The sequence below is a fragment of the Veillonella seminalis genome, from assembly GCF_003992065.1.
GTDB lineage: Bacteria > Bacillota > Negativicutes > Veillonellales > Veillonellaceae > Veillonella_A > Veillonella_A seminalis.
This window is the reverse complement of sequence record NZ_RQUZ01000002.1, coordinates 103,104-124,174: the sequence shown is the minus strand read 5'-3', so window position 1 is coordinate 124,174 and position 21,071 is coordinate 103,104. Positions and strand designations below refer to the sequence as shown.

General features: G+C 41.5%; 30 protein-coding genes. 26 read left to right on the top strand and 4 right to left on the bottom strand.

Going from position 1 to position 21,071, the window contains the following annotated elements:
* The first annotated feature begins 19 nt into the window (after positions 1–19).
* The 13 genes from EO126_RS02090 to EO126_RS02030 all read left to right on the top strand — a co-directional run bounded on the left by EO126_RS02090 (position 20) and on the right by EO126_RS02030 (position 10,819).
* Positions 20–1,477, top strand: a complete 1,458-nt coding sequence (locus EO126_RS02090; protein WP_127007254.1) for a phage tail sheath family protein — start codon at positions 20–22, stop codon at positions 1,475–1,477.
* A 12-nt stretch (positions 1,478–1,489) separates the two neighbouring features.
* Positions 1,490–2,017 (top strand): phage major tail tube protein, encoded by a 528-nt coding sequence (locus EO126_RS02085; RefSeq protein ID WP_127007252.1) that lies wholly within the window; start codon positions 1,490–1,492, stop codon positions 2,015–2,017.
* A gap of 66 nt (positions 2,018–2,083) precedes the next feature.
* Positions 2,084–2,377, top strand: a complete 294-nt coding sequence (locus EO126_RS02080) for a hypothetical protein (RefSeq protein ID WP_127007250.1) — start codon at positions 2,084–2,086, stop codon at positions 2,375–2,377.
* A gap of 159 nt (positions 2,378–2,536) precedes the next feature.
* The gene (locus tag EO126_RS02075) at positions 2,537–5,137 is read left to right on the top strand and encodes a phage tail tape measure protein (protein WP_206168751.1); all 2,601 of its coding nucleotides are present in this window, start codon (positions 2,537–2,539) and stop codon (positions 5,135–5,137) included.
* Entirely contained in the window at positions 5,127–5,330 is a 204-nt protein-coding gene (locus tag EO126_RS02070) for a tail protein X (protein ID WP_127007248.1), read from the top strand. Before EO126_RS02075 ends, EO126_RS02070 begins: the two co-directional genes overlap by 11 nt.
* 1 nt (position 5,331) lies before the next feature.
* On the top strand, positions 5,332–6,444 hold the full coding sequence (locus tag EO126_RS02065) for a phage late control D family protein (protein WP_127007246.1): 1,113 nt from the start codon (positions 5,332–5,334) through the stop codon (positions 6,442–6,444).
* Complete coding sequence (locus EO126_RS02060) at positions 6,431–6,922, top strand: phage baseplate assembly protein V (protein WP_127007244.1); 492 nt, start codon at positions 6,431–6,433, stop codon at positions 6,920–6,922. The genes EO126_RS02065 and EO126_RS02060 overlap by 14 nt, the downstream gene beginning before the upstream one ends.
* Before the next feature lie 11 nt (positions 6,923–6,933).
* A complete protein-coding gene (locus EO126_RS02055) occupies positions 6,934–7,383 on the top strand; it encodes a phage tail protein (RefSeq protein WP_127007242.1) in 450 nt (149 codons plus the stop codon).
* Complete coding sequence (locus EO126_RS02050) at positions 7,361–7,681, top strand: GPW/gp25 family protein (protein WP_127007240.1); 321 nt, start codon at positions 7,361–7,363, stop codon at positions 7,679–7,681. The genes EO126_RS02055 and EO126_RS02050 overlap by 23 nt, the downstream gene beginning before the upstream one ends.
* Positions 7,682–8,866, top strand: a complete 1,185-nt coding sequence (locus EO126_RS02045; protein WP_127007238.1) for a baseplate assembly protein — start codon at positions 7,682–7,684, stop codon at positions 8,864–8,866.
* The gene (locus EO126_RS02040) at positions 8,859–9,485 is read left to right on the top strand and encodes a phage tail protein I (RefSeq protein ID WP_127007236.1); all 627 of its coding nucleotides are present in this window, start codon (positions 8,859–8,861) and stop codon (positions 9,483–9,485) included. Before EO126_RS02045 ends, EO126_RS02040 begins: the two co-directional genes overlap by 8 nt.
* The gene (locus EO126_RS02035; protein WP_127007234.1) at positions 9,478–10,557 is read left to right on the top strand and encodes a phage tail protein; all 1,080 of its coding nucleotides are present in this window, start codon (positions 9,478–9,480) and stop codon (positions 10,555–10,557) included. The genes EO126_RS02040 and EO126_RS02035 overlap by 8 nt, the downstream gene beginning before the upstream one ends.
* Positions 10,547–10,819, top strand: a complete 273-nt coding sequence (locus EO126_RS02030) for a hypothetical protein (protein ID WP_127007232.1) — start codon at positions 10,547–10,549, stop codon at positions 10,817–10,819. Before EO126_RS02035 ends, EO126_RS02030 begins: the two co-directional genes overlap by 11 nt.
* On the opposite strand, the gene EO126_RS10685 is transcribed toward EO126_RS02030, so the two are convergent.
* The 3 genes from EO126_RS10685 to EO126_RS02020 all read right to left on the bottom strand — a co-directional run bounded on the left by EO126_RS10685 (position 10,816) and on the right by EO126_RS02020 (position 11,808).
* Positions 10,816–10,989, bottom strand: a complete 174-nt coding sequence (locus EO126_RS10685) for a hypothetical protein (RefSeq protein ID WP_164726689.1) — start codon at positions 10,987–10,989, stop codon at positions 10,816–10,818. The two genes, EO126_RS02030 and EO126_RS10685, sit on opposite strands and share 4 nt — an antisense overlap.
* A gap of 82 nt (positions 10,990–11,071) precedes the next feature.
* On the bottom strand, positions 11,072–11,335 hold the full coding sequence (locus EO126_RS02025) for a hypothetical protein (protein ID WP_127007230.1): 264 nt from the start codon (positions 11,333–11,335) through the stop codon (positions 11,072–11,074).
* 206 nt (positions 11,336–11,541) lie between these two features.
* On the bottom strand, positions 11,542–11,808 hold the full coding sequence (locus tag EO126_RS02020) for a hypothetical protein (protein WP_127007228.1): 267 nt from the start codon (positions 11,806–11,808) through the stop codon (positions 11,542–11,544).
* Between the two features lie 239 nt (positions 11,809–12,047).
* On the opposite strand from EO126_RS02020, the gene EO126_RS02015 reads away from it, so the two are divergent.
* The 3 genes from EO126_RS02015 to EO126_RS02005 are packed head-to-tail and all read left to right on the top strand — an operon-like array spanning position 12,048 to position 13,811.
* Positions 12,048–12,431: a hypothetical protein gene (locus EO126_RS02015; RefSeq protein ID WP_127007226.1), complete on the top strand. Its 384-nt coding sequence runs from the start codon at positions 12,048–12,050 to the stop codon at positions 12,429–12,431.
* Positions 12,421–12,927, top strand: coding sequence for a hypothetical protein (locus EO126_RS02010; protein ID WP_127007224.1), 507 nt, complete (start codon positions 12,421–12,423; stop codon positions 12,925–12,927). The genes EO126_RS02015 and EO126_RS02010 overlap by 11 nt, the downstream gene beginning before the upstream one ends.
* Positions 12,927–13,811, top strand: a complete 885-nt coding sequence (locus EO126_RS02005) for a leucine-rich repeat protein (RefSeq protein ID WP_127007222.1) — start codon at positions 12,927–12,929, stop codon at positions 13,809–13,811. The genes EO126_RS02010 and EO126_RS02005 overlap by 1 nt, the downstream gene beginning before the upstream one ends.
* A gap of 76 nt (positions 13,812–13,887) precedes the next feature.
* Here EO126_RS02005 and EO126_RS02000 read toward each other — a convergent pair whose 3' ends face one another.
* Positions 13,888–14,862, bottom strand: coding sequence for a tyrosine-type recombinase/integrase (locus EO126_RS02000; protein ID WP_127007220.1), 975 nt, complete (start codon positions 14,860–14,862; stop codon positions 13,888–13,890).
* 42 nt (positions 14,863–14,904) lie between these two features.
* Between EO126_RS02000 and EO126_RS01995 the strand changes: the two genes are divergently transcribed.
* The 10 genes from EO126_RS01995 to EO126_RS01955 all read left to right on the top strand — a co-directional run bounded on the left by EO126_RS01995 (position 14,905) and on the right by EO126_RS01955 (position 21,063).
* Positions 14,905–15,330 carry a hypothetical protein gene (locus EO126_RS01995; RefSeq protein ID WP_127007218.1) on the top strand — a complete coding sequence of 142 codons (426 nt, stop codon included), beginning with the start codon at positions 14,905–14,907 and terminating at the stop codon, positions 15,328–15,330.
* 2 nt (positions 15,331–15,332) lie between these two features.
* Complete coding sequence (locus tag EO126_RS10680) at positions 15,333–15,482, top strand: hypothetical protein (protein WP_164726688.1); 150 nt, start codon at positions 15,333–15,335, stop codon at positions 15,480–15,482.
* Positions 15,479–16,009: a phage holin family protein gene (locus EO126_RS01990; protein ID WP_127007216.1), complete on the top strand. Its 531-nt coding sequence runs from the start codon at positions 15,479–15,481 to the stop codon at positions 16,007–16,009. Before EO126_RS10680 ends, EO126_RS01990 begins: the two co-directional genes overlap by 4 nt.
* A 10-nt stretch (positions 16,010–16,019) precedes the next feature.
* The gene (locus tag EO126_RS01985; RefSeq protein WP_127007214.1) at positions 16,020–16,541 is read left to right on the top strand and encodes an N-acetylmuramoyl-L-alanine amidase family protein; all 522 of its coding nucleotides are present in this window, start codon (positions 16,020–16,022) and stop codon (positions 16,539–16,541) included.
* Positions 16,542–16,565: 24 nt separating this feature from the next.
* A complete protein-coding gene (locus EO126_RS01980) occupies positions 16,566–17,114 on the top strand; it encodes a hypothetical protein (protein ID WP_127007212.1) in 549 nt (182 codons plus the stop codon).
* A gap of 475 nt (positions 17,115–17,589) precedes the next feature.
* Positions 17,590–17,793: a helix-turn-helix domain-containing protein gene (locus EO126_RS01975; protein WP_021842623.1), complete on the top strand. Its 204-nt coding sequence runs from the start codon at positions 17,590–17,592 to the stop codon at positions 17,791–17,793.
* A 43-nt stretch (positions 17,794–17,836) separates the two neighbouring features.
* A complete protein-coding gene (locus tag EO126_RS01970) occupies positions 17,837–18,253 on the top strand; it encodes an RNA polymerase sigma factor (RefSeq protein ID WP_127007370.1) in 417 nt (138 codons plus the stop codon).
* Entirely contained in the window at positions 18,243–18,446 is a 204-nt protein-coding gene (locus tag EO126_RS01965) for a helix-turn-helix domain-containing protein (RefSeq protein WP_003505336.1), read from the top strand. Before EO126_RS01970 ends, EO126_RS01965 begins: the two co-directional genes overlap by 11 nt.
* Positions 18,447–19,070: 624 nt before the next feature.
* Positions 19,071–19,469, top strand: coding sequence for a plasmid mobilization protein (locus tag EO126_RS01960; protein WP_127007210.1), 399 nt, complete (start codon positions 19,071–19,073; stop codon positions 19,467–19,469).
* Positions 19,441–21,063 carry a relaxase/mobilization nuclease domain-containing protein gene (locus tag EO126_RS01955; protein ID WP_002569237.1) on the top strand — a complete coding sequence of 541 codons (1,623 nt, stop codon included), beginning with the start codon at positions 19,441–19,443 and terminating at the stop codon, positions 21,061–21,063. Before EO126_RS01960 ends, EO126_RS01955 begins: the two co-directional genes overlap by 29 nt.
* Positions 21,064–21,071 lie beyond the last annotated feature (8 nt).

The window sequence follows — 21,071 nt, the reverse complement described above, 5'->3', positions numbered from 1 at the left end:
TTAGGAATAGGAGGAAATTATGGAAATTAAGCATGGTATTGGTGTTAGCGAAAAAGCGACATCTTTACAGCAAATTGCGACAGTGAACGCTGATGTGCCGGTAGTTATTGGTATTGCTCCGGTACACTTAGCAACGGAGCCGGTGGCAGCCAATGTGCCGGTGTATTGTAACGACATTGGCGATGCACAAGCTCAGTTAGGGTATTGTACTGATTTTGCTAATTATGATGCCTGTGAAGCGATGTACGCATATTTTTATTTATATAATGTAGCACCGGTAGTATTTATCAACGTTTTGGATATTACTAAACACAAAAAGGCCGGCACTCAAACAGCACTTAAATTGACAAATAAAGTGGCAAGAATCACGGAACCGGTTATTGTGCCTACATTAAAAGTTAAAGATAGCACTAATCAAAAGGATTTAACAAAAGATGTTGATTATACCGCCTTGCATGATGATGATGGGAATTTGGTAATTACATTACTTGATACTGATGCAGTAAAGAATACTGTTAATTTAGCAGTAACATATGAACAGGTAGATCCAACAGCAGTTACTAAGCAAGATATTATTGGCGGTGAAGATGCCGCCACCGGAATTAAAAAAGGCATTGAAGCGATTGAAAACGTATTTCCAAAATTGCGTATTGTGCCGGGGATCTTGTTAGCACCAAAATATTCTATGGACAATGAAGTAGCTATGATTTTAAATGCCAAAGGGGAATCTATTAATGGATTATTCCCGGCCATGGTATATGCTGATTTACCGGCTGACGAAACGTTAAGTAAATACAGTGATGTACCGGCCTACAAAAATGAAAAGAATTTTGTGGATAAAAACTTAATGATTCATTGGCCAATGGCAAAAATTGGCGATAAAGTATTGCACATGGGCACATTAAATGCGGCTTTAACATATTATATTGATTCCTCTGAAGGGGAAGATGTTCCGTATATTTCTCCTTCTAATCATGTAATGAAAACGGATGGAACTTGCTTAGCAGATGGCACAGATGTTTTATTGAGCATTAAGGATGCCAATGTGCTTAACGGCGAAGGTGTTACTACGGCAATTAATTTTGTCGGTGGGTGGCGTAGTTGGGGCAACCGTACAGCTTGTTATCCAGCCAATTTAGATCCAAAAGATAATTTCAATCCATTGCGACGTATGGCAAATTGGATTAGTGCTACCTTGGTATTATCGTATTTTACTAAAGTAGACGGTCCGATTCGTCCACGTTGGTGCGAACAAATCACGGATACAATTAATATTTGGTTATCGGGACTTACTGCAGATGAAAAATTATTAGGGGGCCGGGTAGAGTTCCGCCGGGATGAAAATCCTAATACGAGCCTGATTAATGGTCATGTGAAATTCCATTTATTCTTAGGATACTTGACACCTGCAGAATATGTAGAGTTTGTATTAGAATATGATGTATCGTACTTAAAACAATTATTTAATGCTGCATAATGAGGAGGAACTATGAACACACATAATATTCCTGATCGCCTTCATGACATGCGTGTGTATAATAACGCTAGTAACGTTATGTTAGGCATCAGCAAGGTAACGTTGCCGGATATGGATTACTTGACTGAAACAATGAAAGGTGCGGGCATTGCCGGTGAATTTGAATCCATTGCACCTGGATTGTTAAAGGCCATGGAATTAGGTTTGGATTTTAATACTGTAACTAAGCATACCTATTCTTTATTTGCACCTACTAGTCATTATATTGATTGCCGTATGGCCGTAAATAATGTGGATGGTGGTGATGGTGCACCAAAATCCGAAGGGTGGCGTGTTGTTGCGAAAGGTGTAACTAAAAGTTTTAAACAGGGCAATGCAGAACCATCGTCTCAGATGGGAACCTCCGTAACATTATCTTTGACGTATATTAAAGTAACCAATCAAGGCAAGACAATGATGGAAATTGATGTAATCAACTACATTTGCAAAGTTGGTGAAATTGATTATTTGGCAGAAATCCGCTCTTTATTGGGGATGTAATATTAGAAGCAGTGACATAGATATGGCGTAGCACTATGCTACGCCTATTTTATTTGGAGGTAAGGAATGGAAACTATTAAATTGGTAAAACCGGTTATGATCAATGACAAAGAAGTATCTGAATTACACTTTGATTTTAATAAATTGACTAGTGCAGATTTTTTTGAATTAGAACAAGAATCTCGTATGCTCGGTGAAATTACACCTAATATCGTATGGGGTGCAAAATATCGTGCTATGGTGGCCGTTAAGGCATGCAAGGAAAAAATTAAATTTGAAGATATTCGTGATTTAATGACGTTTAAGGACGTGGCTAAAATCACTGAGGCCGCAGCAAATTTTTTGCAATTTCTGGATTAACGCCTGAAGAAATAGTGCCTTATTTACGAGAACAATTGTTGAAAATGTCATTGGAAACAAAAACATCCATAGCCTTTTGGGAAAAGAAACCGGTGCCGGTGCTTTTTAAATGGATAAATTGCTGGAATGAACGTATAGCTGCGAAGAAAGGGTGATTAAATGGCTAAAACGTATACAACACAATTTAATATTACGGCTAATACTGCCGGGTCATTTAAGGCTGCCTTTTCCAATGCGGCCAAGACGATGCGGCAAACACAGACTTATGCTAAATCCTTGCAAAAGGAAATGGATAATCTCAAGCAAGCCTATAAGGATGGTAAGGTTGATGCGGTAAATTACACAAAGACAATGGATAATCTTACCAAGGCATATGAGCGGCAACAACGTGCAGCTAAAGCACTAAATAATGTGGAAAAAACAAAAGCATTGCGTGCTAATGTTGAAAATGTTAGAGACCAAGCCGGTGGCATGGCTGTTAAAGCCGGAGCGGCTGCGGTGGCAACATTAGGCTTTCCAATCAAAGAAGCCATGGCATTTGAAGATGTTATGGCCGATGTACGAAAAGTTGTTGATTTTGACACGCCGGAACAATTTAAGCAGATGGGTGAAGATATTAAACAAATGAGTACGGTGCTGCCGATGTCAGCGGAAGGTATTGCTCAAATCGTTGCAGCCGGCGGACAAGCCGGTATTGCTCGTGAGGACCTAAAAGCATTTGCTACTGATGCGGTTAAGATGGGCGTGGCTTTTGATATGAGTGCAGAAGAAGCCGGCCAAACCATGGCCGAATGGAGAACTGCATTTAAAATGACGCAACCGGAAGTTGTATCGTTAGCGGATAAGGTCAATTATTTAAGTAATACCACAGCTGCATCCAGTGCTAAGATTAGTGATATCGTATCTCGTGTTGGTCCTCTTGGGGCTGTAGGTGGATTAGCCTCCGGTGAAATCGCTGCATTAGGTGCGACTATGGCGGCAGCCGGTACAGAGTCGGAAGTAGCGGCAACAGGTATCCAAAAAATTATCTTGGCCATGACTACCGGCGAAGGTGCCACTAAATCACAGGCGGCTGCATTTAGTGCGTTGGGTCTTGATGCGGTTGAGATGGCTAAGCGTATGCAGACGGATGCCAGTGGTGCCTTGCAAGATGTGTTCACTCGATTGTCTCAATTGGATAAATATCAGCAAGCGGCAGTTTTGAAGGACTTATTTGGAGCTGAAGGGATTAAGGCAATTGCTCCATTGTTAACAAACTTGGATGCATTACGTAACAACTTGGCCACGGTAGCGGATCAATCTAAATATGCTAATTCCATGCAGGCAGAGTTTGATACAAGAATGCAAACTACGAGCAACAGTATGCAATTAGCACGAAATGCATTGAATAATTTAGGGATTACAATCGGGACCGCATTATTGCCACCGGCAAAAGAATTACTTGATAGCTTAACGCCAATGATTCAAGGTGCAGCCAATTTTGCAAAAGAACATCAAACATTAACGGCCGTAGTGGTCGGTGGTGTAGGTGGATTGCTGGCAACAGTAGCGGCGGTTTCCGGATTAACTTGGGCGGTAACCTCTGTACTAGCTCCAATCTTAAAAGCTAAGGAAGCATGGCAAGCATATAAGGCGGCTCAACTGTTATCAACTACTGCCACTAATACACACACATTAGCAAGTATGCGTAATGCAATAGCCACTAAAGCTACAGGCATAGCGGCAAAAGTTTCCGCTGCCGGGCATGCAGTATATAATTTTGCATTGGCCACCGGTAGTAAATTAATGTCAGTTGGCCGTTTAGTGGCTTATCATGGGGCGGTGCTTGCAACTAGTGCAGCAACAAAGGCAGCCGCAGTTGGCCAATACATGTACAACGGGGCCATGGTAATAGGTAGAGGTTTAATGAGTGCAGGGAAAGTTATTGCCTATAGTGCTGCTATGGCGGCAGTAAGAGGTGTAACGATGGCCTGGACCGGGGCACAGTGGTTACTTAATGCAGCCATGTTGGCTAATCCGATAGGTTTAGTTATTGCCGGCATTGCTGGGTTGATTGCAGTCGGTTATTTATTAGTCACAAATTGGGATACAATCAAAGCTTGGTTTGTGCTCCTTTGGAATGATCCAAAGGCTGCAATGGATAAGTTCTGCTCCGGAATTAAAGACTCCTTAGGCGAAGCTGGCGAATGGGTTATGCAAAAATGGCAAGGAATTAAAGAGTTCTTAGCAAATCCGATTGAAGGAACCATTAACATCGTTAAAAATATGATTAATGGCGATGATGGCGGCGGTGGCGTAGAAAAGAAAAACGCTAAAGGCGGTATTTATGGCAAGGGTGCATTTACTACTTGGTTTGCCGAAGATAGTGCAGAAGCTGCTATTCCGCTTGACGGTAAACCAAGATCCATTAGCTTGTGGCATAAAGCCGGGCAAATGCTTGGTATATTACCGAAAAATTCTAGTGAAGGAATAAACTCTACTGGGAATAATCAAAATTATCAGCCAAGAGCCGTACGATACTTGGCACCGCAAATGGCAGGACAGCCGGCACCAACGGTCAAGGCTCCTAGAATGATGGAAAATACTACTAGCAGTAACAGAGAAATAGCTATTAATCCGTCATTTGAATTTAATATTACTATTACTGGCAATAGTACCGAAGCAGAATCTAAAAATATTGCGGCGACTATTAAGCGAGAAGTATTAAAGGTGTTGGATGAAATCAAACGGAAGGAGGCAAGAGTGGCCTATGGCAACTAAATATACTACCAGATTAGGTGATATGTGGGATGTGGTTGCTAAAGAGCAGATGGGTGATGAACGATTTATGTCTGTTTTAATGAAGGCAAATCCTGATTATATTAATTACGATATGTTGCCATCCGGCATTACGCTCAATATTCCTTCCGTGACAAAGAAAACCATAGTAAACTTGCCACCATGGAGGCGTTAATATGTTAGATATTAGGGACTTAACACAATATTTACCTGAAGCGGCTCCATTGGCATTAAAACCGATATATCCGGCTAGACGTGCAGCCTTGCAGATTTTATATGAATCAACAGATATTAGCGTGGATTTGGCACAGTATTTAATTGGGGCAAGTTATAAGGACGTTATGAGCGGTGAAGCGGATACCTTTGATTTAACATTAGATGATCGTCAAGGATTGTGGTCGGGCGATTGGTATCCATCTAAAAATGCTCAAATAACAGTAAATCTGATACTAATACATTGGTATTACGATGTAACTACTGATATTAATATTCCGCTTGGTAAATTTTACATAGATGATATAGGTTTGGCATCCGGCAACTCAGGATCAACAGTACAACTTAATACAGTATCGGTTCCTGATGGAGTAGCCAGGGATATAAATAATACTAGATCTTGGGAAAAGGTACAATTAAAAGTTGTGGCCCAAGACTTGGCCAATAGTGCAAGTTTAGGTCTTGTATATGATTCTGAAGATAATCCAACATTAGATAGGGTAGAGCAAACTGAAGAACCAGATTTGGTATTTTTAGAACGATTGTGTAAAGATAATGGCCTGTGTACTAAAGTTTCTGATGGTAAGATTGTAATTTTTGACGAGGCTAAATATGATGCACAAGATCCAATTGCTATTATTGATAAATTGGCGTTAGAGGATATGGAAGATTACGAATTTCATAGCAAAGTGCGTGATATTTACACGGCCTGTACAGTGACCTATCAAAAATCCAAGAAGAAAGAAAAAATATCCGCTACCTTTGAGGCACCGGAGCAGAACAACAAATTAAAAGGAACCACAGAGAAAAAGGTGCTCAAAATTAATCAAGAAGTGGCTGATACGGCAGCGGCTTTACGTTTGGCCAAGAAAGAATTATTTAATAAGAACAAGGAAGAAACCACCGGTAAGATTACATTGAAAGGCCGGCCGGACTTGTATGCCGGAGCAACTATTATGCTTAATAATTTCGGTGTATTTGATGGGAAATATGTAATTCGAGAAGTTGATGTGGAATTATCAGGTAATTACGTTACAAGTTTAGATATAAGGAGGGCTCTCATTGGCTACAATTAATCAAATTATAGTAAAAGGGTATATTGATGCCATAGACCCTGCAACTCATACTGCAAGGGCTGTAATACCGGATAAGGATAATAAGGTAACAGGGCCATTGCAGATTCTGGAAAAGAATACACTCAATAATAAGCACCAGCACTCCTATGCAGTAGGGGAACAGGTGCTTATTATTTTTGATCCGAACAGTAAGAACCTTAATGAAGGATGGATTATTGGTGCCATGTATTCCGGTGCAGATACACCGCCGGTGGCTGATGCAAATGTGGAAACGGCTGTGTTTAGTGATGGTACATCGGTAACTATGGATACAAGCAGCGGCACATTAAGCATTAGCTCTCCCGGAACAGTTAATATTGAGGCCGGTACGATTAATATTCAGGGGGCCGGAGATGTTGTTGTAAATGGAATTTCGCTAGTTAATCACACTCATGGCGGTGTGGTGCCGGGCGGTGGTAGTACCGGCAAACCACAATAGGAGGTGATTATATGGTAGTAGGATCATTGGGTGATGTATATTTTGTAGCAAGCACTCGAACATTACGTACTATTAGTGATTATAGCCGAAAAGTATCTGCACGTTATGCAGAACATGCGATTTTACTAAATAAGCCTAAATTGGAATACGTTGGACCAAATCTGGAAGAAATATCGTTTAGCATTCAGCTACATACCATGTATGGCGTTACACCAGAAGAAGAATTTGAGCAGTTGAAAGAATACGTTGAAAACGGAGCTGTTGTAGATTTTGTATTAAATAATACTCCGATTGGTATTGATCAATGGGTGGTGAAAGAAGCTGATATGAGTGATGTGTTATTTGGCCCAAAAGGCGGCATTATATATGCAAAAGTAAATGTCACATTGAGCGAGTACATCAATGACACAATCATTACGACTAAGGAGGTGGCTGATAGTGCTACTCAATCCAGTAATTAATTCTGTTACCGGCAAAATTAGCCTTGCTCCGGAATCCGTTGAAGCGGAGGTAGTGCAAAATGTACGTATGATTATCACTACAGTTAGAGGCACAGTACCACTATTTAGAGATTTTGGTCTTGATAGTACAATCATCGACTCACCAACATTGATGGCACAGGCTAAAATCAGCACTGAAATTATTAGGCAGGTTAGAAAGTATGAACCGAGAGCTAAGATTACGAGTCTCAAATATGATGTGCCTGAGATTGGGCACCTTAGACCGATATTAACCGTAGCCGTGAAGGGGGTGAGATAAATGGCGATTGAAGAATTATTAACCTTTGATACAGAGGATACGTCAGAACTGTTGGTAAAGGCCGGATTGCCGGATATTTCATTTGCTGAATCTAATCCGGATAAGATCATGGCTAACTTAGTGCAAATCTTTAATGCTTTGGGAGGGCATGCATTAGCTCCGGCGGATCCAACGTATCTGACATTTAAGGTAATCACCTATGCACTTACAGGCCTTAGGCGACGTGTTGATTTTACCGGGAAGCAAAACTTACTTGCATATTCTAGGGCTTGGGGCTTAGATCATCTAGGTTTATTGGTAGGTACGGCAAGGACAGCTGCTAAAAGTGCTCAAACTACAATGCTGATCACGTTATCAGAAAAGCGTACATCAGCAGTAGTTATTCCAGCCGGTACACGAGTTACGGCCGGCGATAATATTTATTTTAATTTTGACAAAGACATTACCATTAATCCAGGGAAATTGAATGCTACGGCGATTGCTTATTGTATGACTGCCGGTAAGCTGGGTAATGGATACGTGGCAGGGCAAATTAACAAGCTGGTGGATCCAGTGCCTTGGGTGGCCAGCGTGGTGAATACGGATACCAGTGCAGCTGGTTCTGATATTGAAACAGATGAACCATATCGGGAACGCATTCATTTAGCACCGGAACGATTTTCTTCTGCCGGACCAAAAGGTGCCTATGAATACTTTGCGTTATCGGCGAATACAGGCATCATTGATACTTATGTAGAGGGGCCGGAGGATAGAAACTTTGAACGTGAAGGTGAAGTTGATCTCTATGTGCTCATGGAAAATGGCGAACTGCCGGAACAAGAAGTTTTGGATCAAGTAAAAGTAGCTTGCTCGAATAAAACTGTACGGCCATGCACAGATAAAGTAAATGTGCGGCAGCCTAAAAAGAAGTTGTTTAATTTTGCCGCAACATACTATATTGCAAAATCTAAAGAAACTACACAGGGGGCCATTCAATTAGCCGTAAATCAAGCGGTAGAAGATTACATTGTTTGGCAACGGTCTAAAATGGGAAGAGATATTGAGCCTTCTGAATTGATTCATAGGATTATGGAAGCTGGGGCAAAACGAGTTGAACCGGCATTTGTGCATCAAGCTGTGGCCAATAATGAAATAGCTTGGAATAGTAGCAAAAATATCATATATGGGGGGTTAGAAGATGATTGATGTTGAAAAAATGAAACTGATAGATATCTTACCTTCCAGTCTCGATGATGAAAATATTAAACTGATTATTAAGGCTGTGGATGCATTGGTTGAGGATGTATCTAATGATGTTAAAAAGTTAGAACTTTATTCTCGGCTAGATGAACTGCCTACAGAAATACTCAATTTATTGGCATGGCAATTCCATGTTGATTTTTTTAAATATGATATGACTGATGAAGTGAAGCGGAATCTGATTAGGCAATCAATAGCATGGCACCGGCGAAAAGGTACACCACAGGCCGTAGAAGATATGGTATCAGCCATTTACAGTACGGCCGAATATCAAGATTGGTACGATTACGGAGGAAGCCCTTACCACTTTAAAGTGAATATTTATGGTGAAGCCGTAACGGAACCAGATAAGTTAAATGAATTACGAGATAGCGTTTACGCCGTCAAGAATGCGAGAAGCATTTTTGACGGCTTTAATTTTATAGAAATCAAGGAAACTACATGGCATGTGGCTTTTGCTGCAGGCATTGATCACACCAGTGTAGTTGTAGATCCTACACCGGTTGCAAGTACAAGAATTGGGATAGGGATGATTATTAATAATGAGGAGGTAGTAAATGGCTAATTGGCAAGGTGCAAAAGTCACCAATAAAGGCACGGCACTCATTGCAAAAGTTACGGCCGGAAGCACTAAATTAAATATTACACGAGTTGCCTTTGGTAGTGGTAACTTGACAAATATTGAAAGTGCTACACGATTAGTACGAGAAATCGACAATGCAGAAATTATTACTAAGGTACAAAAGAATAATACGTGTACGGTAACAGTGCGATTGACTAACGCTAATTTTACAACGGCTCAAAATATTTCCGAAATCGGTATTTTTGCAACGGATCCGGATGAAGGTGAAATTTTATTTGCGGGTATGGTGGATGCAAATCCGGATTTTGTTCAGGCGGCATCTAGCAGCACATTAGTGGCCAAAACCGTAACAATGGGTATTGGTTATTCAAATTCGGATAATGTAACGATTTCACTATCAAATACGATGTGGGTCACGGCAGAAGAAGTTTTGACGATGATTAGTGATGAGCTTAGAAAATATGGTAACAATACCCATCGGATTAATGATGCGGTAGTCGCTGCTAATACGGCTCAAACTATTACAGCCTTAACTGATATGATTGGCAATCGTATTAAGGCCATTACAGGAGAATCCACATGGGTTGGCAATCCAGCTAATAATATTAAAGGGATTCAGAGCAGCATTACGGATTTATTATCGCTAGTTGCATCTCTGCCGGTTACAAATATTAAGGATTTTAACAAACAAGTAATTAGTGCTTTAGATCAAGAAAAACTTACTGCATTAGGAGTCAAATACAATTTTGATAATCCTAATGCTTGGTCAATCAGTTTTGGCAAGCTGTTTGGGGGGTTAATTCTCCAAGGTATAAACATCAATCCAAATATAACTATTAATAGTAGCAGCAGTACAATTCAATTACCCATTCCATTCGTTAAGAAAAATCTTGCATCCTTGTTATCCGATACAACCGGCACAACCGCTATTACCGGTGGTGGAAATGATGAAGGTGCTGCTATTAGATCACGTTATACAGATCGAGTTATTTTATACTCAGGTTGGGATAGAGGCTTAACAACAGAAGTAACTATTATTGCTTTTGGATATTAGTACCCAAGGTATAAACGCTGAAATTAAAACTGAAGAAACAATTTTGCAATATCCTATAAACTTGAATACTTATTTAGGTGCATTAGCATTAAGCCACGATGCCTATAGTTTGGTAAGTGCAAAAACAATTGAACGAATAACCACATTAAAAAACGGAACCAGAAACAATGATTTATCAACTATTGTATTACGCAAAGTATTGGTCAAAGACTCTACACCATATACTGCTGGCGGTGCTCATGTTTTTATTTTTGGCAATTAAATTCCAATAGAAAACCAAAAGAATGCCACATTGTCACCATAGTTGCGATTTAATACATCGAAGTAAGCAATAGCATTAAAACTATCATTTTTTACGCCTCCAATTCCATCATTATTGAACAATACCATATGAGGTGGTTTATTAGTTAATTCTGGAGCTACTGTAGGCATTAATAATACTCCAAATGCTTTTTGGTAAATAACATTAAATTGTACGCTTTTAGCTCCAGCATGATAAGTGTATCCACCTTGGCTATATTCCTACTAGCCATATCCAAGTAGTGATTTCTACATTAGAGGCCGTCAAAGCATGTAAAAACACACGTGCGTTTGAATTATTAGGATTTACAGAGGCGTGCTCCGCAAACGTAGCAGAGGTATCGATTAACCCAGATGTAAAACCTAACAATTTTTTAAATGGAATAGGATATGTAATTAATTTTTCGCCTTCGGAATATCCTGAATTTAATGCACTACCCGTAATTCCAATAACTTTTATACCTTGGTTAATTGCCAACGGAAATAACACTATAGCTTACATCAGATGATACGCCTCTTAAATTTGTGCTAAATCCAAATTTGTTGTATCCGGCTAGCGATAATCTATATATATCACTACCATTATCAACAGCTGTTATACGAGCACTTAACACTGTGTTAAAAGTAATAGGCCAAGCAATATTATTGCCATTTCCAGGGCTAGCTAGGGCGTTTACACCTTGGCTAGCAACCAAGGGCGATAATAGTTACCTCAGTTGTTAATCCCTTATCCCATGCGGAATATAAGTTTACTTTATCGTTCCATCTATTAGCAATGCGTGCACCTTCATCGTTACCAGTAATTCCTGAAATCATACTGCAAGTGTCTGATAAAACAGATGCAAGGTTTTTATTTGGAAAAATAACCGGTAAGTCGATTTGTGCCGCAGTGCTATTAGTTTTGATGTTTGGATTAACATTTACACCTTGGCTACTAACTACCAATAGCAAGCCAATACGCCTTGCCATCTAGAGTTGGAGTTGAGGTTACTATAACAGCACTAGTTAAGCCATCAGTAGTTGGTCGTATTGCCATCTCGACTGTTACACTTTGCCCTGTTGTATGATTTGCAACCATAGTAACTCGTTTTGTAAATCTTATTGGATAGGTTAAGAGTTTGTTTTCATCATATAGTCCACCTTGGGGATGAAAAATTAAATACATATCATAAATGTTAGGAGGTGATAAATTGATTTACACTAGTAATGAAGTCGAAAAGATTGATTTAGAAATCAATCAGGGAGACGATCATCAAATAACTTTTAATTTAACTGACGATAACGGAGAATTAATAGACACTTCAAATAGTAAGTTTATATTTGGTGCCTGTTATCGGTATAGCGATCCGTTAGCCATTAAATGTGAGTGCGAGGTTGTTAGTAATGGCGAGATTTTGTTGAGGATAAACCGTGATGTTACATCTAAATTAATGGCTAATAATAGTCATGCTAAATTTAATAAGATGTATTATGATATCCAACGAATTTGCAATGGCAAGGCCCAGAGAATTGTGCAAGGGGAATTATTAATATCTCCGGGCAATGCTTTTAAGGGGGATAAGAATGAATTGTAAATCAGTAAATGTGGTAATACATAATAATAAGGATCAAATTAATGTAAGGCCTAATGAAAAGGGCGTATTACAAGAGTTAAAAATAGAAGGTAATCTATTAACTATCACAGGTGGCAATACTGTGCAGCTGCCAATTGCTGAAACTACGGCATTAAATAAGATTAATGATCGACTGACAACGGCAGAAGGAGCCTATAGGGAAATCAATAATAATATGGCACAAATGAACGCCACGGTATCAGAGGATATCTACTATTTAAAGGAAAGCATTAAATATTTAGTTACGGCTGATCAAGTAAAGGATATTATTACTGATGCTGTTGGTGCCGATATAGATCAAATGAGGCATAATTATAATGATTTATTTGATGAAATAGACATGACAAATAGTACACTCAATCGCATTAAAACGGATATGATTACTAAAAGTCAGGTACAGTCATTGATTGATGATGCCCTTGGTAAGATCGTGAATGCAGAGGAGGTCCGGTATTAATGGCTCTTGTACTAATTAATAGTGACACCTTGCAGCGGATTGCAGAGGCGATAAAATCTAAACTTGGAAATGACAAGAAGATGCTGCCATCAGAAATGCCTAAGGCGATTGATGAAATTTCAACCGGTAAAGGTGAAGGCATTGATTTGGCAACACTCGCTGATGGAACATATCCGTGGAGTGACTATATCGGAACAGAAACTGCCATAAACACTCGTTTGTATAGTATGCAGAGTATGAGCAGTTATACTAATAACTCACTCATTTCTATTGGAGTGGATAATGCATTTACTATGTCAACGATGCAGCGATTTAGTGCTCCAAATCTGGAAACATTGAATAATAAATCAAACATTTTTCAATATTGCAACTATCTAATAGAGGTTGATATAGGAAAGGTAACAGCCTTGCCTACTGGCACGTTCTATGGTTCTCCAAAACTTGCAGCTGTGCCAAACGCTGACATTATTACTAGTGTTGGGCAACAGTGTTTTTCATTCAATTCAACACTGACTGAAATCGATTTGAAGCAGTGTGAGAGCATTGGCCCTTTTGCCTTTGCTCAATGCGGCAATTTGGAAGTAGTACGATTGCCATCAATTGTGAATTTAACGGCCAACATATTTAATAACAGTCATAAAATACAAATAGTCGAACTGGGTGAATTTTGTAAATCAGTTACAAATTCAGCGTTTAGCAGCTGTAAAATTGACCTTACATTGATTGTGCGAGCAACTACACCTCCAACGTTGAATGGCTCATTTATGTTAGGGTCGGGTGGGGCAGTAATATCTGTAATGGTTCCAGCAGAAAGCGTAGAAGCATACAAAAACGCTCCAAACTGGAGCAATTATGCACCGGTAATTAGTGCAATTAGTAACTAATTTGCAACATCAAGACTCTAACAATAGTGCATCTATTCTACTTGCTTAAAATATAAATAGTATCAAGTTTGCAGCATTACTTTAGCAATGCAATAGCTCTACGCAGATCACGTAAGCCTTTGTGAGTATATACCTTGATTGTTACATCTCCATTTTTGTGTCCGAGTATAGCCCGAACAGCATTAGGATTTGCATCGGCACGATCAAGCATGGTTGCTACTGTATGCCGGCAATCGTGAGTCGTATGCTTGCCATTTGTGATCCGATTAAAATGCTTTGAAAAATTGGTATAGGAAATCGGGAATAGGCGATCTTGATATTGAGAACAGAGACGTTCGACAATTGGCAAAATACGCTTATGAAGAGGGATAACTCTCCCTTCACCGGCTTTAGTTTTTGATTTCGTAATTGTGAGGTATTTGCTTTTAAGATTAATATCTTTTCGCCGGAGATTGAGTAGCTCATCACACCGCATGCCGGTATAGAGGAGAATCAGAGCTCCATCCGCTTCGGATGTATTAAGCTGCCATAGTTTATTTATTTGCTGCCGGGTAAATGGTTTGTGTGGCCGTACTTTAGTATTCTTACCAATAGTGACTAAGTCTCCATAGTTACGCTGCATGAGTTCCTTTTTGATGGCATACTTGCATAGTTGGTTAATTAAAGAGCGTACCTTCTTTTTGCTTGCGTAAGATAATTGCATGGCATCAAGCACGCCTTGAAAATCATCGTATGTTAGTTGTTGTATTGGAATAGTGGCAATAGATTGGATATGCCGGTAAGCGTTTGTATAACTAGATACTCCAGATTTAGAAAGCGTTGGAGCGTGATGCGGCAGCCATTGCTTGTATAGCGTTGTTAAAGTAATAGTTGATTTTGGAAGCTCAGCAGGTTGGCGATTATAATCAGCCAAGGCCTGAAGGGCTTTTTCTTTTGTCTCAAAATAGCCGATAACTAATTGATTTCCGTCAAGGCTTTTACGGACCATATAGGGTCTACGGCGATTACCGGATAATTTGCTGACGGATCCATAGTTGTTTGGCAGTTTCATAATTTTACCTCCAGTTATTTAAAAGAAAGGATTGATGATTGTATGAATCAATATCTTATTGTACTAGATAATCCGGATAAAAACGGAGAAAGTCAGCGTTTAGCATCATACTGGCTAGAAGTTCATGGAGATACATGGGAAGAACTGGAAACGCTAGCAAAGCAAGCGTATCCGGGAAAACAATATTTAAGAGATGATGATGGAAGCATTCAGGCTAAATTAGCTGATGGTAAATATGTTTGGGGCGGAGATAAGCCAGTGTTGCCAACTCCATATGTACCATCAGAAGCGGAAGTAAGAAAGGCCCGGATACAAGAAATTAAGGCAGAAACAGATGCTGCCAATGCTCCGCTGCAAGAACGTATGCTTACAGCCTTATTACAAGGTAATGATAAGTTGGCAGCACAATTACGTGATCAGTATCAAGCCAATAATAAGGCTATGATTGATGCAATCAAGGAGGTTTAATTATGGAAAAGAAATTATATTGCGAATATTGTGCAGCGGAATTAACTGAAGATGGCCGTTGTCCGGATGAAAATTGTGTTTTAAATGTTTATCTTGATGCTATTGCAGAATGCGATAAAGAAATTGAAGCTGAAAAGGAGATCAATGAATGATTTATGTACAGTATTTGCAAGACATGTGGCAATCATTGATTTCCGCATGGTGGGTGAAATCAGCATTATCTGTTGTGGCCGCAGTAGCCATTTGGCTAATTGGATTAAAGCACGTACAAGTATTAGGTATATTTGTGTTATTAGTATGCCTTGATCTTGTAACCAAGTGGGCTAGTGTGGCATATAATATGTTAGTAAATCAGTTTGGATATGATCCGGAACACATTGCGGTGTGGGAAAAATACAGGGCAATTCCTACGGCCTTTGATTTAAACCTTATTAAAAGCGAATATATGCGTAAGGGATTTTGCAAAAAAGTACTTACATATGTAGCAGCCACGGCGGCTGCTTTTTTGTTTGACTGGATGGCAGGCAAGAACTCTTTTGCAGTCAATCTTGTATGGTTATATTTGGGCTCATCTGAATTTTTAAGTATTTTAGAAAACCTCCGGGACGGAGGAAATAAAAGTATGGGTCGGTTTTTGGAATTAGTAAAAGATAAGATTGAAAATAAGGTTAAGTTTTAGGAGGTGCAGTATGAGAGTATTTGTAAATCCAGGCCATGCACCTGGAGGTATACCTGATCCGGGAGCCGTTAATCCTGTTACCGGAAGCCGTGAAAGTGATATTGCCGCTAAGGCCGGTAAGTTATTAGCTGGGTACTTAATTACGGCCGGAGTTGAAGTAAAAGCACTGCAATCTGATGATTTAGGCGAGGTGTGTGCAGCTAGCAATGAATGGGGGGCTGATATATTTATCAGTCTCCACTGTAATGCTTTTAATACTACGGCTCGTGGTACAGAGACATTGTATAAATCTTTTAATGGCCAGAGATTAGCCGGATTTATACAGTCTCAAATTATCCGGTCTGTAAATACTATTGACCGGGGAAGTAAACAGCGTGATGGCCTATGGGTCTTAAATGGCACTGATGCCGTTGCCGTGTTAGTCGAGTTGGCATTTATCGACAACATGGAAGATCTAGAAATTTTAGAAAATGATTTAGACAAAATGGTCCGGGCGATTGCTCGTGGCATTACTGACTATTGGACGGCTTAAAATAATTATTTAGGGGATAGGGATATGGATAATAAAAGAATATGCTATGTTTTATATGCAGCCATTGCAGTGGCGTTAATTGTTATTACAACGGCATTTTATATCAACAGCAAAGAAAAGGTCGAGAAGCCAAAAGTTATACCTCAAACCACTATGTCAAATCCAGCGGAAATTGCTAAAGAAATTAAAGTAACTCCTAAACAGGCGGAACAAATTGCAAAAGCCGTACCTGAAGCTAAGCCGGTTGTTACGTATACGGTAGTAGCACCTACGGTAGAAAAGGCTGCTGCTAAGACAGCTGAAGCAATTAAAAATAAATCACCGGATGTACCTAATGAGGCCATTGTCAATACTGATAGAACTGTAGTTGTGCCGAATACTGAAAAACAGAAGGTTGATGTCTACAAAATCAACCTTAATAAGGAACATAAGATTAAAGCCGGTGTTACTGTAATTGATGATAAAGTCTACCCAACGGTAGGCTATCAAGCCGGCAGGGTAGAAGGATTAGTACAATTTGATGGCTCTAAAATAAAAGGAGCCACGGTAATGTATACGGTGGCTCAGTGGTGAAAGGTACGGTGATCCGTTTATCTCGTAGCATATTGCGTTAAGTATGTGAAAAAGAAGAAAGCCCAAAAGGTTAGATAAAATCTAGCTTTTTGGGCACTTTTTTTGTTTATTTTTACTTGACATTATACCGTATATGCGGTATAATAAAACCATAGAAAGGAGGTAGAAATGATTGATAAAGTAGATGTTGAATGGTTCATAACATTAGTAGTAATGATATGGCTAGAGTTCAGAAAAAAAGAAAAGCCCTCAAATCGTAAGCGTCGTCGAAAACAAAAACGATAAGAGAGCGGTGAAGGGAGAGGGAAACCTCTCCTGACACTTTCATTATATCATAAGGAGTGAATACGATGAAAGACATTATAGCAATTATAGGCATTGCCATTTTAATATATTTTATAGACTTTGATAAGGAAGCCATAAAAGCTTTGATTACCGGATGTGTTATAGGATATTATATATGCAGGAGGATCCGATGAATTACATTGATAAAGTATTAACTCTGGAAGAAGCAGCGGAATTATGGGGAAAGAGTACAGATTCATTGCGTCAAGCTTGTATTGAAAGAAATGGAAAGCCACCACGATTTAAGATAGGCGTTGAGGCTAGGCAATCAAAACGTATATGGTTAGTAACATATGATGGCATGAAACGCCTATATGGTGAGCCGGTGGAGTGATATGTTTTGATGTCACTACCACGCAGAAGAATATCGGGAACATATCGAGTACACTTTCCATGCCTTTTGCAAAGTCGTTATCCGAAATGCAACGATCAACGCAGCGAGGACACGGAGCAGGAAGCACAAAAGAGAAATATCCCTTGAATACCTCACAGACGAAAAGCACTACCCTTTAGGCACGACAGATGAATATTTCCAAGCCCCGGAGCCGGACGAGGAATACATACTTACCCTTTGCGGCGATACGGTCATTTTCAGCAGCGGCTTACTTGCGGAAGCCCTGTCACGGCTGGACGAACGGGAGCGGGAAATGATTTACCTGTCCTTTTTCAAGCGTATTCCACAGCACGAAATTGGCAGACAGTACGGGCGCAGCCGCAGCACAGCGGGCTACCATATCCGAAAAGTCCTACGGCAGCTCCAAGCGGAAATGGAGGGAATGGCATATGAGAAATAATAGGCTTCTCCCCTATGAAACAATCGTCCAAGCCACCAGCGGGGAGCCGGAAGCGGTGGGAACTGTATTGCAGTATTACCGCCGCCGCATACAATGTGCCGCCCGTGTGAATGGACGGGTAGACCAAGATACAGAGGACTACATCACCCAGACGCTTCTCACAGCTATTTTCAAGTTCCGCTTTGGGAGATAGCCCTACCGCCTACAACTGAATAACCGCCGCTTCGCCGGCAACCAGAAAGCAGTAAATCTATTCAACAGATTTGCTGCTTTTTTTCGTTCCTGTTTGGCATTTTTGAAAATCCCCAGTATGAAAAAACAAAAGGGAAAATTGCCGCCGCAGTTGGCAAAATCCCTTACTTATCCGTGGAGGGTATCAAAGAAAAAAATACTGCCATTGTCCGCCTTTTTCGGCTTGCGTGGTGTTGTAGGGAATAAGGGGAAATTCTAAAAATCTCCGTCCATTTTGCTTTGCGTGGTGTTGTAGGTAGTGAAAGGAAAATTTTCAAGATATGCCGGAATAGCGGGTAGCAAAGCCCTTTTGAAACGTCTTGTTAGCGGAAAGTACGGAAGCCGGGGAACGCCGGAGTTTTTCAGAGCAAGATTCTACCGCAGTACCAAAATTCGCTTATCGCTCATTTTGCCCCTGCGGGAATCTTGTTGGGGAGTGCCTTCCCCAAACCCTGCTTATGCGGCTTACGCCGCTGGAAAATCCCTCAAAATAATTTTTCGGATTTTTCAAAAACAGTTCCGCTTTACACCCTGTTTTTCTCCTATTAGTGAGAGGACACCACGCACAGCCGAAGGAGGTTTTACCATGCGAAAACGATATAACACGCCGCACCGCAGCCGGGTAGTCAAGACACGCATGACCGAGGAAGAATACGCCGAGTTTGCGGAAAGGCTTTCTGCTTACAACATGAGCCAAGCCGAGTTTATCCGGCAAGCCATAACCGGGGCAGCCATACGCCCCATCATAACCGTTTCCCCCGTCAATGACGAGTTGCTTGCCGCTGTCGGGAAGCTGACCGCCGAATACGGCAGGATCGGCGGCAACTTAAACCAGATAGCCCGGACGCTGAACGAGTGGCACAGCCCCTACCCGCAGCTTGCCGGGGAGGTACGGGCGGCGGTTTCCGACTTTGCTGCCCTAAAGTTTGAAGTCTTGCAGAAAGTGGGTGACGCTGTTGGCAACATTCAAACATATCAGCTCTAAAAATGCGGACTATGGCGCAGCGGAAGCCTATCTCACATTTGAGCATGACGAGTTTACCATGAAGCCCACCCTTGATGAAAACGGGCGGCTGATACCGAGGGAGGATTACCGCATTTCTTCCCTCAACTGTGGGGGCGAGGATTTCGCTGTTGCCTGTATGCGGGCTAATCTCCGCTATGAGAAAAACCAAAAACGGGAAGATGTGAAAAGCCACCACTATATCATCAGCTTTGACCCACGGGACGGGACAGACAACGGCTTGACCGTAGACCGGGCGCAGGAGCTGGGCGAGCAGTTCTGTAAAGAGCATTTCCCCGGACACCAAGCCTTAGTCTGCACCCACCCGGACGGGCATAACCACAGCGGCAATATCCATGTGCATATCGTCATCAACTCCCTGCGGATTTATGAAGTCCCGCTTCTGCCCTACATGGACAGACCAGCCGACACACGGGAGGGCTGCAAGCACCGCTGCACCAACGCCGCTATGGAATATTTCAAGAGTGAAGTCATGGAGATGTGCCACCGGGAGGGGCTTTACCAAATCGACCTCCTAAGCGGCAGCAAGGAACGGATAACCGAACGGGAATACTGGGCGGCAAAGAAAGGACAGCTTGCCCTTGATAAAGAGAACGCTGTCAGAGAAGCCGCAGGACAGCCGACCAAGCCCACCAAGTTTGAAACGGACAAGGCGAAGCTGCGCCGGACGATACGGCAGGCACTTTCCCAAGCTGGCAGCTTTGACGAATTTTCTTCCCTTTTGCTGCGGGAGGGTGTGACCGTCAAGGAGAGCCGGGGGCGGCTTTCCTACCTCACGCCGGACAGGACAAAGCCTATCACAGCCCGGAAGCTGGGGGACGATTTTGACAAGGCTGCTGTCCTTGTCCTGCTTACGCAGAACGCCCACAGAGCCGCCGAACAGAGCAAAGCCATACTCGAATACCCTGCCGCGGTTAAAAAGCTGTCACAAGGGGAAAAAACCACAAAAACCACCCCGGCAGACAACACCTTGCAGCGCATGGTTGACCGGGAAGCCAAGCGAGCCGAGGGCAAGGGCGTGGGCTATGACCGCTGGGCGGCAAAGCACAACCTAAAGCAAATGGCAGCTACCGTTACCGCCTATCAGCAGTACGGCTTTTCTTCCCCGGAGGAACTGGACGAAGCCTGTTCTGCCGCCTATACCGCCATGCGGGAAAGCCTTACAGAGCTGAAGCAGATGGAAAAGACGCTGAACGGGAAAAAGGAGCTGCAACGGCAGGTGCTTGCCTATTCCAAGACCCGCCCTGTCCGGGACGGGCTGAAACAGCAGAAAAACGCCAAAGCAAAAGCAGCCTACCGTCAGAAGTACGAAAGCGACTTTATCATAGCAGACGCAGCCGCCCGCTATTTCAGGGAAAACGGCATTTCCAAGCTGCCGAGCTATAAAGCCCTGCAAGCAGAGATTGAAACCCTTATCCAAGAGAAAAACAGCGGCTACAACGATTACCGGGCAAAACGGGAGGAATACCGCCGCTTACAGACTGTCAAGGGCAATATCGACCAGATTTTACACCGGGAGCGCAAGCCTGTGAAAAGGCAGGAACAGGAACGATAAAAACCGCC